We start from the raw sequence: 18,037 nt of genomic DNA on the forward strand, positions 1-18,037 counted from the left end.
AAACTCAATAAGGAGGTCTCTATGTTCGACAAAAACAATAAGCTGCGACATAGCATTTCATTGGCAGCCATGCTGGCACTCAGCGGTTTGAGTGCATCTGCCTGGGCCGATGCCTACGAAGAAGCCGCGAAGAAATGGATCGGCAGCGAGTTCAAACCGTCCACCCTGACGGCGGATCAGCAGCTCGCGGAACTGAAGTGGTTCATCAAGGCCGCCGAGCCGTTTCGCGGGATGGACATCAAGGTTGTCTCGGAAACCCTGACCACTCACGAGTACGAGTCCAAGGTGCTGGCCAAGGCGTTTACCGAGATCACCGGGATCAAGGTGACCCACGACCTGCTGCAAGAAGGCGACGTGGTCGAAAAGCTGCAGACCGTGATGCAGTCGGACAAGAGCATCTATGACGGCTGGGTCAACGACTCGGACCTGATCGGTACGCACTTCCGCTACGGCAAGACCGAAGCCATCACCGACCTGATGGCCAATGAAGGTAAAAACTTCACTTCGCCGACCCTCGACCTCAAGGATTTCATCGGCCTTTCCTTCACCACCGCACCCGACGGCAAGCTCTATCAACTGCCCGACCAACAGTTCGCCAACCTCTATTGGTTCCGCGCCGACTGGTTCGAGCGCGCGGACCTGAAAGCCAAGTTCAAGGAAAAGTACGGTTACGAGCTGGGCGTTCCGGTGAACTGGTCAGCCTATGAAGACATCGCCAAATTCTTCAGTGAAGACGTCAAGGAAATCGACGGCAAGCGGGTCTACGGGCACATGGACTACGGCAAGAAAGACCCGTCCCTGGGCTGGCGCTTCACCGATGCCTGGTTCTCCATGGCGGGTGGCGGCGACAAGGGCTTGCCTAACGGTTTGCCGGTGGACGAATGGGGCATCCGCGTCGAGGATTGCCACCCGGTCGGTTCCAGCGTGACTCGCGGTGGCGACACCAACGGCCCGGCGGCGGTATTTGCCACCACCAAATACGTCGACTGGCTCAAGGCCTACGCACCGCCGGAAGCGGCGGGCATGACCTTCTCCGAATCCGGCCCGGTTCCGTCCCAGGGCAACATCGCGCAACAGATCTTCTGGTACACCGCGTTCACGGCTGACATGACCAAACCAGGCCTGCCGGTGGTGAATGCCGATGGCACGCCGAAGTGGCGCATGGCACCTTCGCCGCGCGGTCCGTATTGGGAAGAGGGTATGAAGCTGGGGTATCAGGACGTGGGTTCCTGGACGTTCATGAAGTCCACGCCCGAGAAGCAGAAACTGGCCGCCTGGCTCTATGCGCAGTTCGTGACCTCGAAAACCGTGTCGCTGAAGAAAACCATCGTCGGCCTGACACCGATCCGCGAATCGGACATCAACTCGCAAGCGATGACTGATCTGGCACCGAAACTCGGTGGCCTGGTCGAGTTCTACCGCAGCCCGGCCCGCGTGCAATGGACCCCGACCGGGACCAACGTGCCGGACTATCCGCGTTTGGCGCAACTGTGGTGGAGCCACATCGCCGAAGCCGCCAGCGGCGACAAAACCCCGCAACAGGCGCTTGATGGCCTGGCCAAGGATCAGGACGCAATCATGTCCCGTCTGGAACGCTCCAAGGCCCAGGCCACCTGTGCGCCGAAAATGAACCCCGAGCGCGATGCGCAATACTGGTTCGATCAACCGGGTGCACCGAAACCGAAACTGGCCAACGAGAAGCCGAAGGGCGAGACCGTGAGCTACAACGAACTGCTGAAATCCTGGGCGGATGCGCGTAAGTAAAGGCTGAACCGCGAAAGGCGAACGGCACCGTGAGGTGCCGTTTTCTTTGGCGCCTGATCCATGGACATCGCGAGCAGGCAACAAAGGTGCCGACTGGCCTGGCGCCTTCGCGAGCAAGCCCGCTCTCACCGGTTTCAGTGGTGTTTACAAATTCTGTGGCCACCCCCCGATCACTGTGGGAGCCGGGCTTGCCCGCGAAGGGGTCGAACCGGACATTGGAGGTCTGGAGCCTGACACCTCAGTGCGCCCCCCCTCAACCGCAGGAAATCCCAACCTGAACACCGTCATCGCCCCCGGCAAGCTCTTCACCTCGGCCACTCCCTGATGCAGGCTCATGATCGACCGCACAATCGCCAACCCCAGCCCGGTGCTGCCCTGTGAACGCGAGCGGCTGCTGTCGACCCGGTAGAACCGATCGAACAGGTGCGGCAGATGCTGTGCCTCAATCCCCGCGCCAGGGTTGCTGACCAGCAACGAAACCTGGGTCGCGCTGCGCTCAATCAGCAGCGTCACGGTTTTCCCGACCGGGCAGTGGCGCAGCGCGTTGGACAGCAAATTCGAGATCGCCCGTTGAATCATCAACCGGTCACCCATCACCCGCGCACTGCCGATCACATTCAGATGGATCTGCTTGTCCTGCGCCGACAGGGAAAACATCTCGGCGACTTTCCTGGCTTCTTCTTCCAGGGCAACCGACTCGAACGGCGCAAGCGCCGACGGGTGACTGACCTGTGCCAGAAACAGCATGTCCGAGACAATCCGCGCCACGCGCTCCAGCTCTTCAGTGCAGCAAACCAGCACATCCTTGTACTCATCCACGCTGCGTTCGCGGGACAACGTCACCTGTGCCTTGCCCATCAAATTGTTGATCGGCGTACGCAACTCATGCGCCAAATCATCAGAGAACTGCGACAGCTGCTGCACACCGGCGTCGAGGCGGTGCAGCATGAAGTTGATGCCTTGGGCCAGTTCGCTCAGCTCCTGGGGCATGTTCACCACCGACAGCCGATGATCCAGATCCTGGGTCGAGACCATCGCCGCCACTTTGCGAAATTCGCGCATCGGCGCCAGACCGCGCTGGACCGCGCCCCAGGCACTCAGCCCGATAAAGACCAGCAGCAGCGGCAAGGCAATCAGGGTTGAACGCAGGTAGGCGCTGAGCAACGCCTCATCGTGGGCGTTGTCCATCGACAACAGCACCGGGACGCGGGTGCCGTCCTTGAGGCTGATCAGCCTGGACACCGTGAGGAATTTCGCCCCCTTGGCGTCAGTGCTGCTGGTGTGGGCCAACTCGTTGCTGATTGCCCGCACCGCCTTCAATTCAAGTCGCGGATCGGCCATGCCGGTGCCGGATTTGAGCAGCGGTGTGCGCAGGTTGCTGTGGTCGTAAATCGTTAGCGTGAGGTTGTCATGCCCCATGACCTGATCAAGCAGGATGTGCGGTTTCGTGCTGATTTCGCCGGTGTCGGAGTATAGCGACAGGCTGTGTTCGACCTGCTCCATCTTCTTTTCCAGACTGTCCCTGGATAACGCGTTCAGCTCATGGGTCAGGGCGAAATACGCCAGGATCGCCAGGAACACCACCAGCAGCGCGCCGAGAATACTGACCGTCAGCCCCAGCCGCATCGACAGGCTGGCCGGCTTCATTCCCGCGACTCCAGCACGTAGCCGACACCGCGCAGGGTGTGGATCAACTTGTTGTCGAACGGGTCATCGATCTTCGCCCGCAAACGCCTGATCGACACTTCGACCACGTTGGTGTCGCAGTCGAAGTTCATGTCCCACACCAGCGAAATGATCTGGGTACGGGTCAACACTTCGCCGGTCTGGCGCATCAACAGATGCAGCAGGGCGAACTCCTTGGTGGTCAGGTCGATGCGCTGTTCGCCACGGAACGCACGATGACGGCCGGGGTCGAGTTCCAGGTCGGCGACTTTCAGTACCTGCGGCACCGGGATGTTCTCGCTGCGGCGCATCAAGGTGCGCATCCGTGCCAGCAATTCCGGAAACTCGAACGGCTTGAGCAGATAATCGTCGGCGCCCAGATCGAGGCCACGAATCTTGTCAGCCAGGCGACCGCGCGCGGTGAGCATCATCACCCGCGTGGAGTGAGTGCGCCGCAGTTGTTCCAGTACGCCCCAGCCGTCCAGTTCCGGCAGATTCACATCCAGAATGATCAGGTCATAAACCTGTTGTTGTGCCAGACGCAATCCATCGGCGCCATTGGCGGCGTGGTCAACGATATAACCACTTTCCGTCAGTCCCTGATGTAAGTATTCGGCAGCTTTAAGCTCGTCCTCGACGACAAGGATTCGCATGATCAATCACCACTTTCATTGAATGGATATTTAATTAAGGTGGCCGGGAAAGTTGTTGTTTTTGTAAGGGCTTCCAGACGGGTTTGAATAACGAACAACTATTTTTCCTACAGCGTTTTCGCCGTTTGCAGGCGATCAAGGTAAAGGCTGTAGTGACTACAGAGTCAACCGATAAATCGGTGTTGAGGCTTTAAAACGGCAGTCTGCGACAGCCTGTCGCAGCGGGAGGGAACAAAATTTCATCTGCCTCATGAGAGCTGAATGGAGGCAAGCACTGTTCGGCGGATGACCGCACTTCATTTGTTTCTATGTATTGCTAGTTAGGGTGTTTGCACTTTGCATACTAGAGCAAAACAACTTGGCTTAATCGTGGATAACGGATTTGTAATGTTTCAGTCACCTTGTCGATAAGTTCAAAACCCTACCGTGCAGCATCGAAGATTCTTGATTAAAGGAAGTACTCCATTGCCCGGTTTAAGAGAACTGACGGCGCGGTCACGCCTGAAAAAGACGGCGAGGGTGGTCATGGTCAGCGGCGGTTTGTTGCTGGCCGGCGTGCCTCTCGCGAATGCATCGACCCTGACCCTCGATCAGGCCCTGCAAAGCGCATTCGCCGGTAACCCGGATCTGGCAGCGGCGCAATGGGAAATCGGCATCGCCGAAGGAGACCGCCAGCAGGCGGGTCTGATCCCCAACCCCGAAGTGTCCTGGGAGGCCGAGGACACCCGCCGCAATTCGCGCACCACTACCGTGATGCTCAGCCAGTCGATTGAACTGGGCGGCAAGCGCGGCGCTCGGGTTGATGTCGCGAGCCGGGCCCAGGACGCCGCCGGGCTTGAACTGGAGCGCAAGCGCAATGCCCTGCGCGCCGATGTGATTCAGGCGTTCACCAGCGCCCAGACTGCGCAGCAACGCTTGCAGTTGTCTCGCCAGTCGTTGCAACTGGCCGAGCACGGTGTGCGCGTTGCATTGGGGCGGATCGAGGCGGGCAAGTCGTCGCCGGTCGAAGGCACACGGGCGCACGTGCAACGCTCCGAAGTGCGACTGGAACTGAGCCGCGCCGAGCGCGATCAGGCCAACGCTTACCAGCAACTGGCGCAGGTCATGGGCGCACCGTTACCGACTTCGACCACCGTGCCGACGGCCGCGCAAAGCATGCCCGCCGTGCCGCCGCCGACCCGCTTGCTGGAGCGTCTGAACGAGACCGCCGAGCTGCGGCTGGTCACGTTGCAGATCGATCAGCGCGAGGCGTCGTTGGGGCTGGAGAAGGCGCAACGGATTCCCGACCTGACCGTAAGCATCGGCAGCCAGTACAGCGAACGGGAGCGCGAGCGGGTCAACGTGGTCGGGCTGTCGATGCCGATTCCGCTGTTCAACCGCAATCAGGGCAACGTGCTGGCGGCGGCGCGCCGTACCGATCAGGCGCGGGATCTGCGCAACGCCACCGAGCTGCGCCTGCGCACCGAAATCCAGACCACCCTCGAGCAATGGCAGACCGCCAACGGCGAAGTCCAGGCGTTCAACCAAACCATCCTGCCCGCCGCACAACGTGCAGTGGACAGCGCCACCCGCGGCTTCGAAATGGGCAAGTTCGGTTTCCTCGACGTGCTCGACGCCCAGCGCACCCTGATCAGCGCCCGCAGCCAATACATCCAGGCTGTTGCCGAGGCAACGGACGCGCGGGTGCGCATCGAACGCATTTTCGGCGACCTCGGCGCATTCGCCGTCAGCCCTTGAATTTCACCTTTCAGATCACTGCGCGATGGTATGGCGCAGAGGAGTTTCCATGGATAAAAAACTGATCGTTGTCGCGGTGGTGACGTTGGCGCTGGGCATTGGTATTGGCTCGATGTGGGCGGGCACCGGGCCCATCGATGCTCACGCCGATGAAGTGGCAGAGCATGCGGACCACGCCGAAGAAGGCGCAGCAGCCGACGGCGAAGAGGGCCATCTGACATTGAGTGCCGAGCAGATCGCGGCGGCGGGCATTCAACTGGCCGAAGCGCGGGCGCAAAGCATCAGCCTCGGTTTGTCGTTCCCCGGTGAAGTGCGCTTCGACGAAGACCGCACTGCCCACGTCGTGCCGCGGGTGCCAGGGGTGGTCGAGTCGGTGTCGGTCAATCTCGGGCAGTGGGTGAAGAAGGGCCAGGTGCTGGCGGTGATCGCCAGTCAGCAGATCTCTGATCAGCGCAGCGAACAGGCTGCGGCGCAACGGCGCCTGGCCTTGGCGCGCACCACCTACGAGCGCGAGAAGCAGTTGTGGCAGGACAAGATTTCCGCCGAGCAGGATGTGTTGCAGGCGCGCCAGGCGCTGGAAGAAGCCGAAATCGCCGTGAGCAACGCCCGGCAAAAGATCAGCGTGCTCAGCGGCAGCGTGGTTGCCACCGGCGGCAATCGTTATGAACTGCGCGCGCCGTTCGACGGCATGGTGGTGGAAAAGCACCTGACGCCAGGGGAGGTGGTCGACGAAACCACGGCGGCGTTCACGCTCTCGGACTTGTCGCGAGTGTGGGTGACCTTCGGCGTTTCGCCCAAGGATTTGAACAAGGTGCAGGTGGGCAAAGCAGTCACCGTCAGCGCCCCGGAACTCAATGCGCAAGTCGCCGGCACGGTGGCGTACGTCGGCAGTTTGCTCGGCGAACAGACTCGTACCGCCACCGTTCGCGTCACCTTGGAAAACCCACAGGGTTCGTGGCGCCCAGGATTGTTTGTCACCGCGCTGGTCGCCACCGACAGCCGTCAGGCCAACGTGGCGGTGCCGGAAGTTGCGATCCAGACCATTGAGGACAAACCCACGGTGTTCGTGCGCACCGACGACGGCTTCGAGGCGCGGGCCGTGGAGCTGGGCAGTCGTGCAGCGGGGCAAGTGGAAGTCACGCAAGGGCTGGAGGCCGGTGCGCAGGTCGCTGCGGCCGGCAGCTTTGTTCTCAAATCGGAACTGGGCAAGGCCTCGGCCGAGCACGCTCATTGAAGAAGCGCGTTGAAGACTGCCACTAAAGACGCCCATCGATTCGCCCCCTCGACGAGAAGGTTCTCATGTTCGAACGCCTGATCCAGTTTGCCATCGAACAGCGCATCATCGTGCTGCTCGCCGTTCTGCTCATGGCCGGCCTCGGGATCGCCAGTTATCAAAAACTGCCGATCGACGCCGTGCCCGACATCACCAACGTCCAGGTGCAAATCAACACCGGCGCCGCCGGGTTCTCGCCGCTGGAAACCGAACAGCGCATCACCTTCCCGATTGAAACCGCCATGGCCGGTCTGCCGGCGCTGGAGCAGACCCGTTCGCTGTCGCGTTCGGGGCTGTCGCAGGTCACGGTGATTTTCAAGGACGGCACCGACTTGTTCTTCGCCCGGCAATTGGTCAACGAGCGGTTACAGATCGCCAAGGAGCAATTGCCCGAGGGCGCCGAAGCGGTGATGGGGCCAATTTCCACCGGTCTCGGCGAGATCTTCCTGTGGACCGTGGAAGCCAAGGACGGCGCGCTCAAGGACGACGGTAGCGTCTACACGCCGACGGATTTGCGGGTGATTCAGGACTGGATCATCAAGCCGCAACTGCGCAACGTCCCTGGGGTGGCCGAGATCAACACCATCGGCGGCTTTGCCAAGGAGTACCAGATCGCCCCCGATCCGCAACGCTTGGCGGCGTACAAGCTGACCCTCACTGACCTGATCACCGCGCTGGAGCGCAACAACGCCAACGTCGGCGCCGGGTACATCGAGCGCAGCGGCGAGCAGTTGCTGATTCGTGCGCCGGGGCAAGTGGCGAGCACCGAGGACATCGCCAACATCGTCATGGCCAACGTCGATGGCACGCCGATCCGGGTGAAGAACGTCGCCACCGTGGACATCGGCCGCGAACTGCGCAGCGGCGCGGCCACGGAAAACGGCCGTGAAGTGGTGCTCGGTACGGTGTTCATGCTGATCGGCGAAAACAGCCGCACCGTCTCGCAAGCGGTGGCCAGCAAGCTCGAACAGATCAACAAATCCTTGCCCCAAGGCGTGATCGCGGTGCCGGTGTACGACCGCACGCACCTGGTGGACAAAGCCATTGCCACGGTGAAAAAGAACCTGATCGAAGGCGCGATTCTGGTGATCGCGATTCTGTTCCTGTTCCTCGGCAACATCCGCGCGGCATTGATTACCGCGATGGTGATTCCGCTGTCGATGCTGTTCACGTTCACCGGTATGTACAGCAACAAGGTCAGCGCCAACCTGATGAGCCTGGGCGCACTGGACTTCGGCATCATCGTCGACGGCGCGGTGGTGATTGTCGAAAACACCCTGCGACGGCTGGCCCATGCGCAGCAGCATCACGGGCGTTTACTGACCCGATCCGAGCGTTTCCATGAAGTGTTTGCGGCGGCCAAAGAGGCTCGGCGACCACTGATTTTCGGCCAGTTGATCATCATGGTCGTGTACCTGCCGATCTTCGCCCTGAGCGGCGTCGAAGGGAAAATGTTCCACCCGATGGCCTTCACTGTGGTCATCGCCTTGCTCGGCGCCATGCTGCTGTCGGTGACGTTTGTGCCGGCCGCGATTGCGCTGTTCGTCACCGGCAAGGTCAAGGAAGAAGAGGGCATGGTGATGCGCGGTGCGCGCCGGGTGTATGCGCCAGCGTTGGCGTGGGTGATGAACCATCGCGCCGTGGCGGTGGGCGCGGCGGTGGGCGTGATTGTGCTCAGCGGCGTGCTGACCAGCCGCATGGGCAGCGAGTTCGTGCCGAGCCTCAGCGAGGGCGATTTTGCCCTGCAAGCCTTGCGCGTTCCGGGCACCAGCCTCACGCAATCGGTGGACATGCAGCAGCGTCTGGAAACCCTGATCCTCGGCAAAGTGCCGGAAGTCGAGCGCGTATTCGCCCGCACCGGCACCGCGGAAATCGCCTCCGACCCGATGCCGCCGAACATCTCCGACAGCTACGTGATGCTCAAGCCAAAAGAGCAATGGCCGGACCCGGGCAAGTCCCGCGAAACCCTGATGGCGGAACTGCAACAGGCCGCCGCGACATTGCCGGGCAGCAACTATGAATTGTCGCAGCCGATTCAGTTGCGCTTCAACGAACTGATCTCCGGCGTGCGCAGCGACGTCGCGGTCAAGGTGTTCGGCGATGACATGGATGTGCTCAACGCCACCGCGACGAAGATTGCCGCCGCCCTGCAGAAGGTCAATGGCGCCTCTGAAGTCAAAGTCGAACAAACCACCGGCCTGCCGGTGCTGACCATCAACATCGATCGCGACAAGGCGGCGCGTTACGGGCTCAACGTCGGCGATGTGCAGGACACCATTGCCGTCGCGGTGGGTGGGCGTCAGGCCGGCACATTGTATGAAGGCGACCGGCGTTTCGACATGGTGGTGCGGTTGTCCGATGCGATGCGCAAGGACATCGAAGGTCTGTCGGCGCTGTTGATTCCGGTGCCGGCCCCGCTCAATGGTGCGGCTGAGCAGATTGGCTTTATTGCCTTGAAAGAAGTCGCCAGCCTTGATCTGGTGCTCGGGCCGAATCAGGTCAGCCGCGAAAACGGCAAGCGCCTGGTGATCGTCAGCGCCAACGTGCGCGGGCGCGATATTGGTTCGTTCGTCGAAGAGGCGGGCGCGGTGATCGAGCGAGAGGTGCCGGTGCCTGCGGGTTACTGGACCCATTGGGGCGGGCAGTTCGAACAACTGCAATCGGCGGCCAAGCGCCTGCAGATCGTGGTGCCGGTAGCGTTGCTGCTGGTGTTCGGCTTGCTGTTCATGATGTTCAACAATCTCAAGGACGGCTTGCTGGTGTTCACCGGGATTCCGTTTGCGTTGACCGGCGGGGTCATGGCATTGTGGCTGCGGGACATTCCGCTGTCGATCTCGGCAGGCGTGGGCTTCATCGCACTGTCAGGGGTAGCGGTGCTCAATGGGCTGGTGATGATTGCGTTCATCCGCAACCTGCGGGAGGAGGGGCATTCGCTGTCTGATGCGATCAACGTAGGCGCGCTGACACGTCTGCGCCCGGTGTTAATGACGGCGCTGGTGGCGTCCCTGGGCTTTATTCCGATGGCGCTGGCGACCGGTACTGGCGCGGAAGTGCAGCGACCGTTGGCGACGGTGGTGATTGGCGGGATCCTGTCCTCGACGATCCTGACGCTGCTGATCTTGCCGGCGCTGTATCAGCTCGCCCATCGCCGGGACGAAGACACGGCCCCAGCCCAGTAAGCAATCCCCTGTGGGAGCGGCGGTGCGACGATTCCACAGGTTTTATTTCTGACTCAGCGCTGCGCCTACATAACGGATATGTAATTCCCCCGCCACCGTTACGAAAGGTTCGGATTGTTACCTTGATCCCGTCAGCTACTAAACGAGGAATCAAACATGAAATTCGCACAAATCAGTACCTTTGCAGCAGCGTTGGCGATGTCTTCTCTGGCCTTGGCCGAAGGCGGCGGCGATCGGACCTTTGAAAAAATGATGGCCGCCAATGACCGCTCCCTGGAGCTGTTCGTCGCCAAGGAACAAGCCCGCGACCCGGTCGTCGTCAATGAAAAGAAAGATGGCAACACCAAAGACTTATAAGCGCATCGCCCTTGAGCAAGCCCGTCATCGAGTCCCGATGCCGGGCTTTTTTATGAGCCAGGATTGGAAGGAAATGGATATGAAAGTGCTTAAGTTAATGACGTTCGCCAGCGTACTGACGATGTCCCTCAACGTGTTTGCCGAGGGGGGTGGTGACCGGACGTTCGAGCGGGCGCTGAGTGCCAATACCAAAGCCATGGAGCAGTACGCGGACAACCAGGGCAAACCGGCACCGGTGGTCAAGGACTACAAATACGGAATGAAGCTGGACGTGGTGAAAGTGCTGAGCGTTGTGCGCCCGCCAGCTGCCTGCGCCGTAGTCCCTGCCGCCATGACCTACGAAGACTCCAAGGGCCAACTCAACACCCTCAAATACACCGTGGCGGGGGATTGCCGCAATCGCGGCGGCTGACACCGCCCTGATGGCCAGGGCCGGATTCCCTGCAGGCGCTGCCGAACCTCCGGCAGCACCTGCGGGTTTTATTCAGGCGCACATAAAAAAGGCGCCCCGAAGGACGCCAAAGATTCACCTCTTACCAAAGGAGCAAGGAGCTTCTAAAGGTGAATTGGTATCAGCTGCTCGATCAGAGAATCGCCAACGGGTACTCGACTATCACCCGCACTTCATCCAGGTCCGACTCAAACGCCGTGGCGCGGGTCGTGGCCTGGCGCAAACGCAGCGACAGGTCTTTCATCGAACCGCTCTGCACCACGTATTTGACTTCGACATCACGCTCCCAGCGTTTCTGCTCGGTCAGTGGATTGCCGTCAGCATCGCGGCGCATGTACACGGCGTTGGCGTTGGAGTAATCGGCGTCGGTGCCTCGGGCGTAACGCGTCATGAACGATAGCCCCGGCACGCCGTAGGTGGTCATGTCGAGGTCGTAGCGCACCATCCACGAACGTTCCTTGGGCGAGTTGAAGTCGCTGTACTGAATGGAGTTGTCGAGGAAGATCGAGTCGGATTGACGCAGGTAATCGAAGTCGTCATTGCCGTTGTTGCGCTGGTGCGAAAGAGCAACGGAGTGCGCGCCGAGTTTCACCCCGACCCGGCCGCTCCAGATGTTGTTGTCGAATTCGCCGAGCAGTTGTTTGCCTTCGTCGACCGCCTTGTAATAGTTCAAACCGCCAAACAGCGACAGGTCATCCGATAGCGGATAGGTCCAGGCAGTGCCGGCGTAGTACTGATTCCAGGCGTCCTTGAGGCGGCTGGTGTACAGGCTGAAACTGAGATTTTTGTTCAGCGCATAGTCGCCGCCGCCGTAAGCGATCCACGGTGAATTGACCGGCCCGGCATAAAGCGTGGCGAAGTTCTCGCGCATGTCGCTGGACACAGGTTGGCTCATCGCATGCAACCGGCCGCCCTGAACCGACAGACCCTCGATGCTGGTGTTGACCGCCGTCACACCGCGAAAGCTTTCCGGCAGCAATCGCGAGTCACCTGCCGCCACCACCGGGTTGGCCGGGAACACGTCACCGACCTTGACCACCGTATCGAAGGCTCGCACTTTGGCGGCGCCACCCATCTTGGTGTACTCATCCCGCGCCTCGCCATCACTGTTGACTGGCAGCACATCAAACGAACTACGGCCACCGTTGCGCCCGTCACCGGTGTCGAGCTTCAAGCCGATCATCGCAAATGCATCGACGCCGACGCCGACGCCGACAGTGCCTTGGGTAAAACCGGATTCGAACTTGCTGATCACCGCATGGGCCCAGGCTTCGGAATTACCATTGCCGGTGGGGCTGGATTGGCCGTTGCGGTGATCACGGTTGAAGTAGAAGTTACGGTTGAGCACCGTCAGGCTGCTGCCCTCGATAAACCCTTCGGCTTTATCATCCGCCATCACCATGGACGGCCCGGAGCCGACCACCACCGCTAAAGCGGCCATCGACATTTTTGTATTGTTAACCATCAATCACTCCTTGGGTTCGGCAGAACGGGAACGTGCTTCGGCGTGGGTTTTATTGTTCGGCGGGGAAGGCCCGCCGGCATGGTCGCCGGGTGACATCGTTGCAAGCTGCGGATAACGCCGAGGTGATGCGGAAATTACAATTTTGTTATGTGGGGGGGACTAACAGACCTCAGGCCTTCAACTGGCCTGCGTGCCTATGGTGAAGAAACGGTGAAAGCCTGAACGCAAAAACGGCACCCGAAGGTGCCGTTTCTGTTTTCTACCGAGTACCGCTAAGCGATCAACCCGCCAACACTGCCTGCTGAACCAGCACCAGCAACGGCTGTGGATACAGGCCAAGGAAGAACGCCAGTGCGGCGATGGCCAACAGCATCACGCCGCCTGCACGTTGTTCCCAGTGCAGTTGCGCATCGTGGCGACGCAGGTTCGGTTCGATCAGGTACAGGGTGACCATCACACGCAGGTAGTAGAAGACGCCGATGGCGCTGCCCAATACCAGGGAACCGACCAGCCACCATTGGTGCGACTCGACACCGGTGGCGATGATGTAGAACTTGCCGATGAAGCCTGCGGTCAGCGGGATGCCGGCCAGGGACAGCATCATCACGGTCAGCACGGCGGTCAGGTACGGACGGCGCCAGAACAGGCCGCGGTATTCGTACAGGGCATCGGCGTCACGGCCGTTGTACGGCGAGGACATCAGCGTGATCACGCCGAACGCGCCGAGGCTGGTGATCACGTAGGTGACCAGGTACACGCCGATGGCTTCCACGGCCAGACCCTTGCTCGCCACGAGGGCGATCAGCAGGTAGCCGAAGTGAGCGATGGACGAGTAACCCAGCAGACGCTTGAGGTTGCTCTGGGTCAGGGCCAGCAGGTTACCGAACAGGATCGACGCGATGGCGATGATGGTCAGCACGTCGCTGAGGACACCGCTGCTTGCGGCAGGGGAGATCTGGAACAGACGCACCATCACCGCAAACACCGCGACTTTCGAAGCGGTAGCGAGGAACGCTGCCACCGGTGCCGGAGCCCCTTCGTAAACGTCCGGGGTCCAGAGGTGGAACGGTACCAGCGACAACTTGAACGCCAGACCGATCAGCATCATGCCCAGGCCCATCTGCGCCAGGGAGCTTGGCAGGCCAGTCGCGGCCAATGCCTGGCCGATACCGACGAAGCTCAGGCTGCCGGAGTCGGCGTAGAGCAGGGCCATACCGAACAACAGGAACGCGGAACCGGCGGCCGACAGCACCATGTACTTGATACCGGCTTCCAGCGAACGCTTGTTGAAGAAGGCATAGGCCACCAGACCGTAGACCGGCACCGAGAGCAGTTCCAGACCGATGAACAACCCGGCCAGGTGCTGCGCGCTGACCAGAACCAGACCGCCGGCGGCGGCCATCAGGATCAACAGGTACAGTTCTTCGCGGTTGCCCGGGTAACCCGAGCCGCCATCGCCGAGATAGGCGTGGGCGAGGGTGACACAGGCGAGGGTGGCGACCAGGATCAGCGCCATGTACAAGCAGGCAAAGCTATCGATCTGCAGCAGTGGGGTCACGGCCAAAGGCGCGACTTTCAGGGCTGGCAGGATCGACAGCAACGCCAGGTTCAGGCCCGCCACGGAAATCAGGAAGGTCTGCGAGTGGTTGCGGCGCCAGGCAATCGCCAGCATCACCACGATGATCGTGGCGCTGGTGATCAACAACGGCGCTAGCGCGATAAAGTGTTGAGTCGTGAATTCCATAGCGCTCTTACCGGGCCGAAGCGAGTTGAGTGAAGGCGGTACCGAGCCACTGCTGTACGCCATGCATTGTCGCGGCAGAGGTGTCGAGGAACGGTTGTGGGTACACGCCGATGTAAATCAGCAGTACCGCCAGACCGACCACCATGATCAGTTCGCGACCATCCATGCCATGCAACACCGCGTCCGACTTGGACGGGCCGAAGTAGGCACGGTGGATCATGATCAGCGAGTAGACCGAACCGAACACCAGGCCCGACGTCGCGATCGCCGTGATCCATGGCGCTGCAGCGAAGGTGCCGATCAGGATCAGGAACTCACCGACGAAGTTACCGGTACCCGGCAAGCCCAGCGAAGCAGCGGCGAAGAACAGGCTGATGGCCGGCAGGTAAGCGATCTTCGACCACAGGCCACCCATTTGACGCATGTCGCGGGTGTGGGTGCGTTCGTACAACTGACCACTGAGGATAAACAGTGCGGCTGCCGAAACACCGTGTGCCAGCATCTGCATCACCGCGCCCTGCAGCGCCAGTTGGCTGCCGGAGTAGATGCCGATCAACACGAAGCCCATGTGGGAAACGGAGGAGTAGGCGATCAGACGCTTGATGTCGGTTTGGGCGAAGGCCAGGAACGCACCGTAGAAGATCCCGACCAGACCGAGGGTCATGGCAATCGGCGCGAACTCGGCCGAGGCATTCGGGAACAGCGGCAGGGCGAAACGCAGCAGACCGTAAGCCGCGGTCTTCAACAAGATACCGGCCAGGTCGACCGAACCTGCGGTCGGCGCCTGGGCGTGAGCGTCAGGCAACCAGGAGTGGAACGGCACGACCGGCAGCTTCACCGCGAAAGCGATGAAGAAGCCAAGCATCAGGATGTACTCGGTGGTGAGCGACATCTTGGTTTTCAGCAGGTCGGCGTAGTTGAACGTGATCACGCCGGTGCTGTTGAAGTTGACCAGTACCAGACCGAGGATCGCCACCAACATGATCAGGCCGGACGCCTGAGTGAAGATGAAGAACTTGGTCGCCGCGTAGATCCGGGTTTTCTTGCCGTCCGAAGAACTGTGACCCCAGAGCGCGATGAGGAAGTACATCGGCACCAGCATCATTTCCCAGAAGAAGAAGAACATGAACAGGTCGAGGGCGAGGAACACGCCGACGACACCGCCCAGGATCCACATCAGGTTCAAGTGGAAGAAGCCAACGTGACGTTGAATCTCTTTCCACGAGCAGAGTACCGAGAGGATACCCAGCAGACCGGTCAGCAGGATCATCAGCAGCGACAGGCCGTCGAGGGCCAGGTGCACGCTGATGCCGAAGCGCTGGATCCAGATGTGCTTGAACTCAAGCGCCCAGGTCGGATCGGCGCCAGGCGCCGGAGCAAATGAATAATCACCGTGGGCCCACAGCCAGAGGCCGAGTGCGAGTTCCAGGGTCATGGTCAACAGCGCAATCCAGCGGGGGAGGGTGGCGCCGAAGCGCTCACCCATCCAGCACAGCAGGCCGCCGATGAAGGGGATCAGGATTAGCCAAGGCAGAATCATGACGGGCTCAATTCCTTTCGCAAGTTCGCAAGTTCGCAAGGTTCATATTCAGACCGCTACCAGCACGATGGCGCCGATGACCAGCACGGAGCCGGCTGCCATCGAGGCCGCGTACCAACGCAGTTGACCGGTTTCGGTACGGCTCAGGGCGGTGTGGCCGCCTTTGGCCATACGCGGGATCAGACCGATGGTCTGGTCGAGCGGGTCTTTGCGCAGTACGTGGCTGATCGCCAGGTATGGCTTGACGAACAGTTTGTCGTAGATCCAGTCGAAGCCCCAGGCAGCGAACCACCAGGCCGAAAGGAAGCGGCCGATGCCGCTGTTGGCGATTGCAGTGACGAAACGACGCTTGCCGAGGAACAGCAGCGCGGCCAGCAGGATACCGGCCAGGGCAATGGCGCCCGAGGCGATTTCCAGACTGTGCTTGGCTTCGCCGCCGGCATGGCCGACGCTCTCTGGCAAAACGCCGTGCAGCGGTGGCACGATCATCGCGCCGACGAAGGTCGACAATACGATCAGCACCGACAGTGGCAGCCAGTGAGCGATGCCGTGACCGGCGTGGGCTTCGGTCTTCGCTTCACCGTGGAACGCGATGAAGATCAGGCGGAAGGTGTACAGCGAAGTCATGAACGCGCCGACCAGACCTGCGTAGAGCAGACCGTGGTTGCCGCTGGCGAACGCTTCCCAGAGGATTTCGTCCTTGGAGTAGAAGCCTGCGGTCACCAGTGGCAGGGCAGACAGTGCTGCGCCGCCGACGATGAAGCTGGCGTAGGCCAGCGGCAATTTCTTCCACAGGCCGCCCATCTTGAAGATGTTCTGCTCGTGGTGGCAGGCAACGATCACCGCACCGGACGCAAGGAACAGCAGCGCCTTGAAGAAGGCGTGGGTCATCAGGTGGAAGATCGCGCCATCCCATGCACCCACACCCAGCGCCAGGAACATGTAGCCGATCTGGCTCATGGTCGAGTAGGCGAGGATACGTTTGATGTCGGTCTGGACCAGCGCGGCAAAACCGGCGAGGACCAGAGTCACACCGCCGACAACGCCGACCAGGTGCAGGATATCCGGCGCCAGGGCGAACAAGCCGTGAGTACGGGCGATCAAGTAAACGCCTGCGGTCACCATGGTTGCGGCGTGGATCAGTGCCGACACCGGGGTCGGACCGGCCATCGCATCCGCCAGCCAGGTTTGCAGCGGCAGTTGCGCGGATTTACCGACAGCGCCGCCCAGCAGCATAAGGGTCGCCAGGACGATCCAGAAGTCGCCGACCTGGAACTTCTGCGGTGCCAGCACCAGCAGTTCCTGGACGTTCAACGTGCCCAGTTGCTGGAACAGGATGAACAGGCCGATAGCCATGAACACGTCGCCGATCCGGGTAACGATAAAGGCCTTGAGTGCCGCGTTACCGTTGTTGCGGTTGCTGTAGTAGAAACCGATCAACAGGTACGAGCACAGGCCCACGCCTTCCCAGCCGAAGTACAGGAACAACAGGTTATCGCCCAGGATCAGGAACAGCATGCTGGCGATAAACAGGTTGGTGTAGGCAAAGAAACGCGAGTAACCGTCTTCACCGCGCATGTACCACGACGCGAACAGGTGAATCAGGAAGCCGACGCCCACTACCACGCCGAGCATGGTCACGGACAGGCCATCCAGGTACAGCGCGAAGTTCGGCGTGAAGCCTTCAACCGCCATCCACTGCCACAACACCTGGGTGTAGTGGCCGCCTTCCGGCGGGGCGACGTTGAATTGCCAGATCACGTAGGCCGTGACGATGGCAGACAGGCCGATGGAACCGACGCCAATCAGCGCCGACAGGTTTTCCGAGAAGCGGCCGCGCGAGAACGACAGCAGCAGGAAACCGATGAGAGGGAATACGAAAGTCAGATAGAGAAGATTCATCCGCGCATCTCGCTGGCAGCGTCGATATCGAGAGTGTGGAAGCGGCGATACAGCTGCAACAGAATCGCCAGGCCAATACTGGCCTCGGCGGCTGCCAGGCTGATCACCAGGATGAACATGATCTGTCCATCCGGCTGGCCCCAGCGGCTACCGGCAACGATGAAGGCCAAAGCGGAGGCATTCATCATGACCTCCAGGCTCATCAGCACGAAGAGAATGTTGCGGCGGACCATCAGGCCGACCAGACCGAGGCAGAACAGGATGCCGGCGACCGCCAGACCATGCTCCAAAGGGATAGCAGGCATCG

13 protein-coding genes are annotated in these 18,037 nt (G+C 60.8%); 6 read left to right on the forward strand and 7 right to left on the reverse strand.

Annotated features, from left to right (window positions below; translation table 11 throughout):
• Nucleotides 1-21 precede the first annotated feature (21 nt).
• The gene (locus ACI77H_RS08020) at nucleotides 22-1,764 is read left to right on the forward strand and encodes an extracellular solute-binding protein (RefSeq protein ID WP_407011364.1); all 1,743 of its coding nucleotides are present in this window, start codon (nucleotides 22-24) and stop codon (nucleotides 1,762-1,764) included.
• Between the two features lie 144 nt (nucleotides 1,765-1,908).
• Here ACI77H_RS08020 and ACI77H_RS08025 read toward each other — a convergent pair whose 3' ends face one another.
• Complete coding sequence (locus tag ACI77H_RS08025; RefSeq protein ID WP_407011365.1) at nucleotides 1,909-3,411, reverse strand: heavy metal sensor histidine kinase; 1,503 nt, start codon at nucleotides 3,409-3,411, stop codon at nucleotides 1,909-1,911.
• Nucleotides 3,408-4,082, reverse strand: a complete 675-nt coding sequence (locus tag ACI77H_RS08030) for a heavy metal response regulator transcription factor (protein ID WP_407011367.1) — start codon at nucleotides 4,080-4,082, stop codon at nucleotides 3,408-3,410. The genes ACI77H_RS08025 and ACI77H_RS08030 overlap by 4 nt, the downstream gene beginning before the upstream one ends.
• Nucleotides 4,083-4,547: 465 nt before the next feature.
• On the opposite strand from ACI77H_RS08030, the gene ACI77H_RS08035 reads away from it, so the two are divergent.
• The 5 genes from ACI77H_RS08035 to ACI77H_RS08055 all read left to right on the forward strand — a co-directional run bounded on the left by ACI77H_RS08035 (nucleotide 4,548) and on the right by ACI77H_RS08055 (nucleotide 11,040).
• Entirely contained in the window at nucleotides 4,548-5,819 is a 1,272-nt protein-coding gene (locus ACI77H_RS08035; protein ID WP_407011368.1) for a TolC family protein, read from the forward strand.
• Between the two features lie 49 nt (nucleotides 5,820-5,868).
• Nucleotides 5,869-7,053 (forward strand): efflux RND transporter periplasmic adaptor subunit, encoded by a 1,185-nt coding sequence (locus ACI77H_RS08040; protein WP_407011370.1) that lies wholly within the window; start codon nucleotides 5,869-5,871, stop codon nucleotides 7,051-7,053.
• Nucleotides 7,054-7,118: 65 nt separating this feature from the next.
• A complete protein-coding gene (locus ACI77H_RS08045; RefSeq protein WP_407011372.1) occupies nucleotides 7,119-10,271 on the forward strand; it encodes a CusA/CzcA family heavy metal efflux RND transporter in 3,153 nt (1,050 codons plus the stop codon).
• A gap of 156 nt (nucleotides 10,272-10,427) precedes the next feature.
• Nucleotides 10,428-10,628, forward strand: coding sequence for a co-regulatory protein PtrA N-terminal domain-containing protein (locus tag ACI77H_RS08050; protein WP_407011374.1), 201 nt, complete (start codon nucleotides 10,428-10,430; stop codon nucleotides 10,626-10,628).
• A 79-nt stretch (nucleotides 10,629-10,707) separates the two neighbouring features.
• The gene (locus tag ACI77H_RS08055; RefSeq protein WP_407011376.1) at nucleotides 10,708-11,040 is read left to right on the forward strand and encodes a DUF2790 domain-containing protein; all 333 of its coding nucleotides are present in this window, start codon (nucleotides 10,708-10,710) and stop codon (nucleotides 11,038-11,040) included.
• Nucleotides 11,041-11,212: 172 nt separating this feature from the next.
• Here the strand turns inward: ACI77H_RS08055 and ACI77H_RS08060 are convergent, their stop codons facing one another.
• The 5 genes from ACI77H_RS08060 to nuoK all read right to left on the reverse strand — a co-directional run bounded on the left by ACI77H_RS08060 (nucleotide 11,213) and on the right by nuoK (nucleotide 18,035).
• Complete coding sequence (locus ACI77H_RS08060) at nucleotides 11,213-12,544, reverse strand: OprD family porin (protein ID WP_407011377.1); 1,332 nt, start codon at nucleotides 12,542-12,544, stop codon at nucleotides 11,213-11,215.
• 280 nt (nucleotides 12,545-12,824) lie between these two features.
• Nucleotides 12,825-14,288: an NADH-quinone oxidoreductase subunit NuoN gene (gene nuoN / locus ACI77H_RS08065; protein WP_150631126.1), complete on the reverse strand. Its 1,464-nt coding sequence runs from the start codon at nucleotides 14,286-14,288 to the stop codon at nucleotides 12,825-12,827.
• Between the two features lie 7 nt (nucleotides 14,289-14,295).
• Nucleotides 14,296-15,828 (reverse strand): NADH-quinone oxidoreductase subunit M, encoded by a 1,533-nt coding sequence (gene nuoM, locus ACI77H_RS08070; protein WP_407011378.1) that lies wholly within the window; start codon nucleotides 15,826-15,828, stop codon nucleotides 14,296-14,298.
• A 48-nt stretch (nucleotides 15,829-15,876) separates the two neighbouring features.
• Nucleotides 15,877-17,730 (reverse strand): NADH-quinone oxidoreductase subunit L, encoded by a 1,854-nt coding sequence (gene nuoL / locus ACI77H_RS08075; protein ID WP_407011379.1) that lies wholly within the window; start codon nucleotides 17,728-17,730, stop codon nucleotides 15,877-15,879.
• A complete protein-coding gene (gene nuoK / locus ACI77H_RS08080) occupies nucleotides 17,727-18,035 on the reverse strand; it encodes an NADH-quinone oxidoreductase subunit NuoK (protein ID WP_007905077.1) in 309 nt (102 codons plus the stop codon). The genes nuoL and nuoK overlap by 4 nt, the downstream gene beginning before the upstream one ends.
• Nucleotides 18,036-18,037 lie beyond the last annotated feature (2 nt).

Source organism: Pseudomonas sp. O230, assembly GCF_045447035.1.
Lineage (GTDB): Bacteria > Pseudomonadota > Gammaproteobacteria > Pseudomonadales > Pseudomonadaceae > Aquipseudomonas.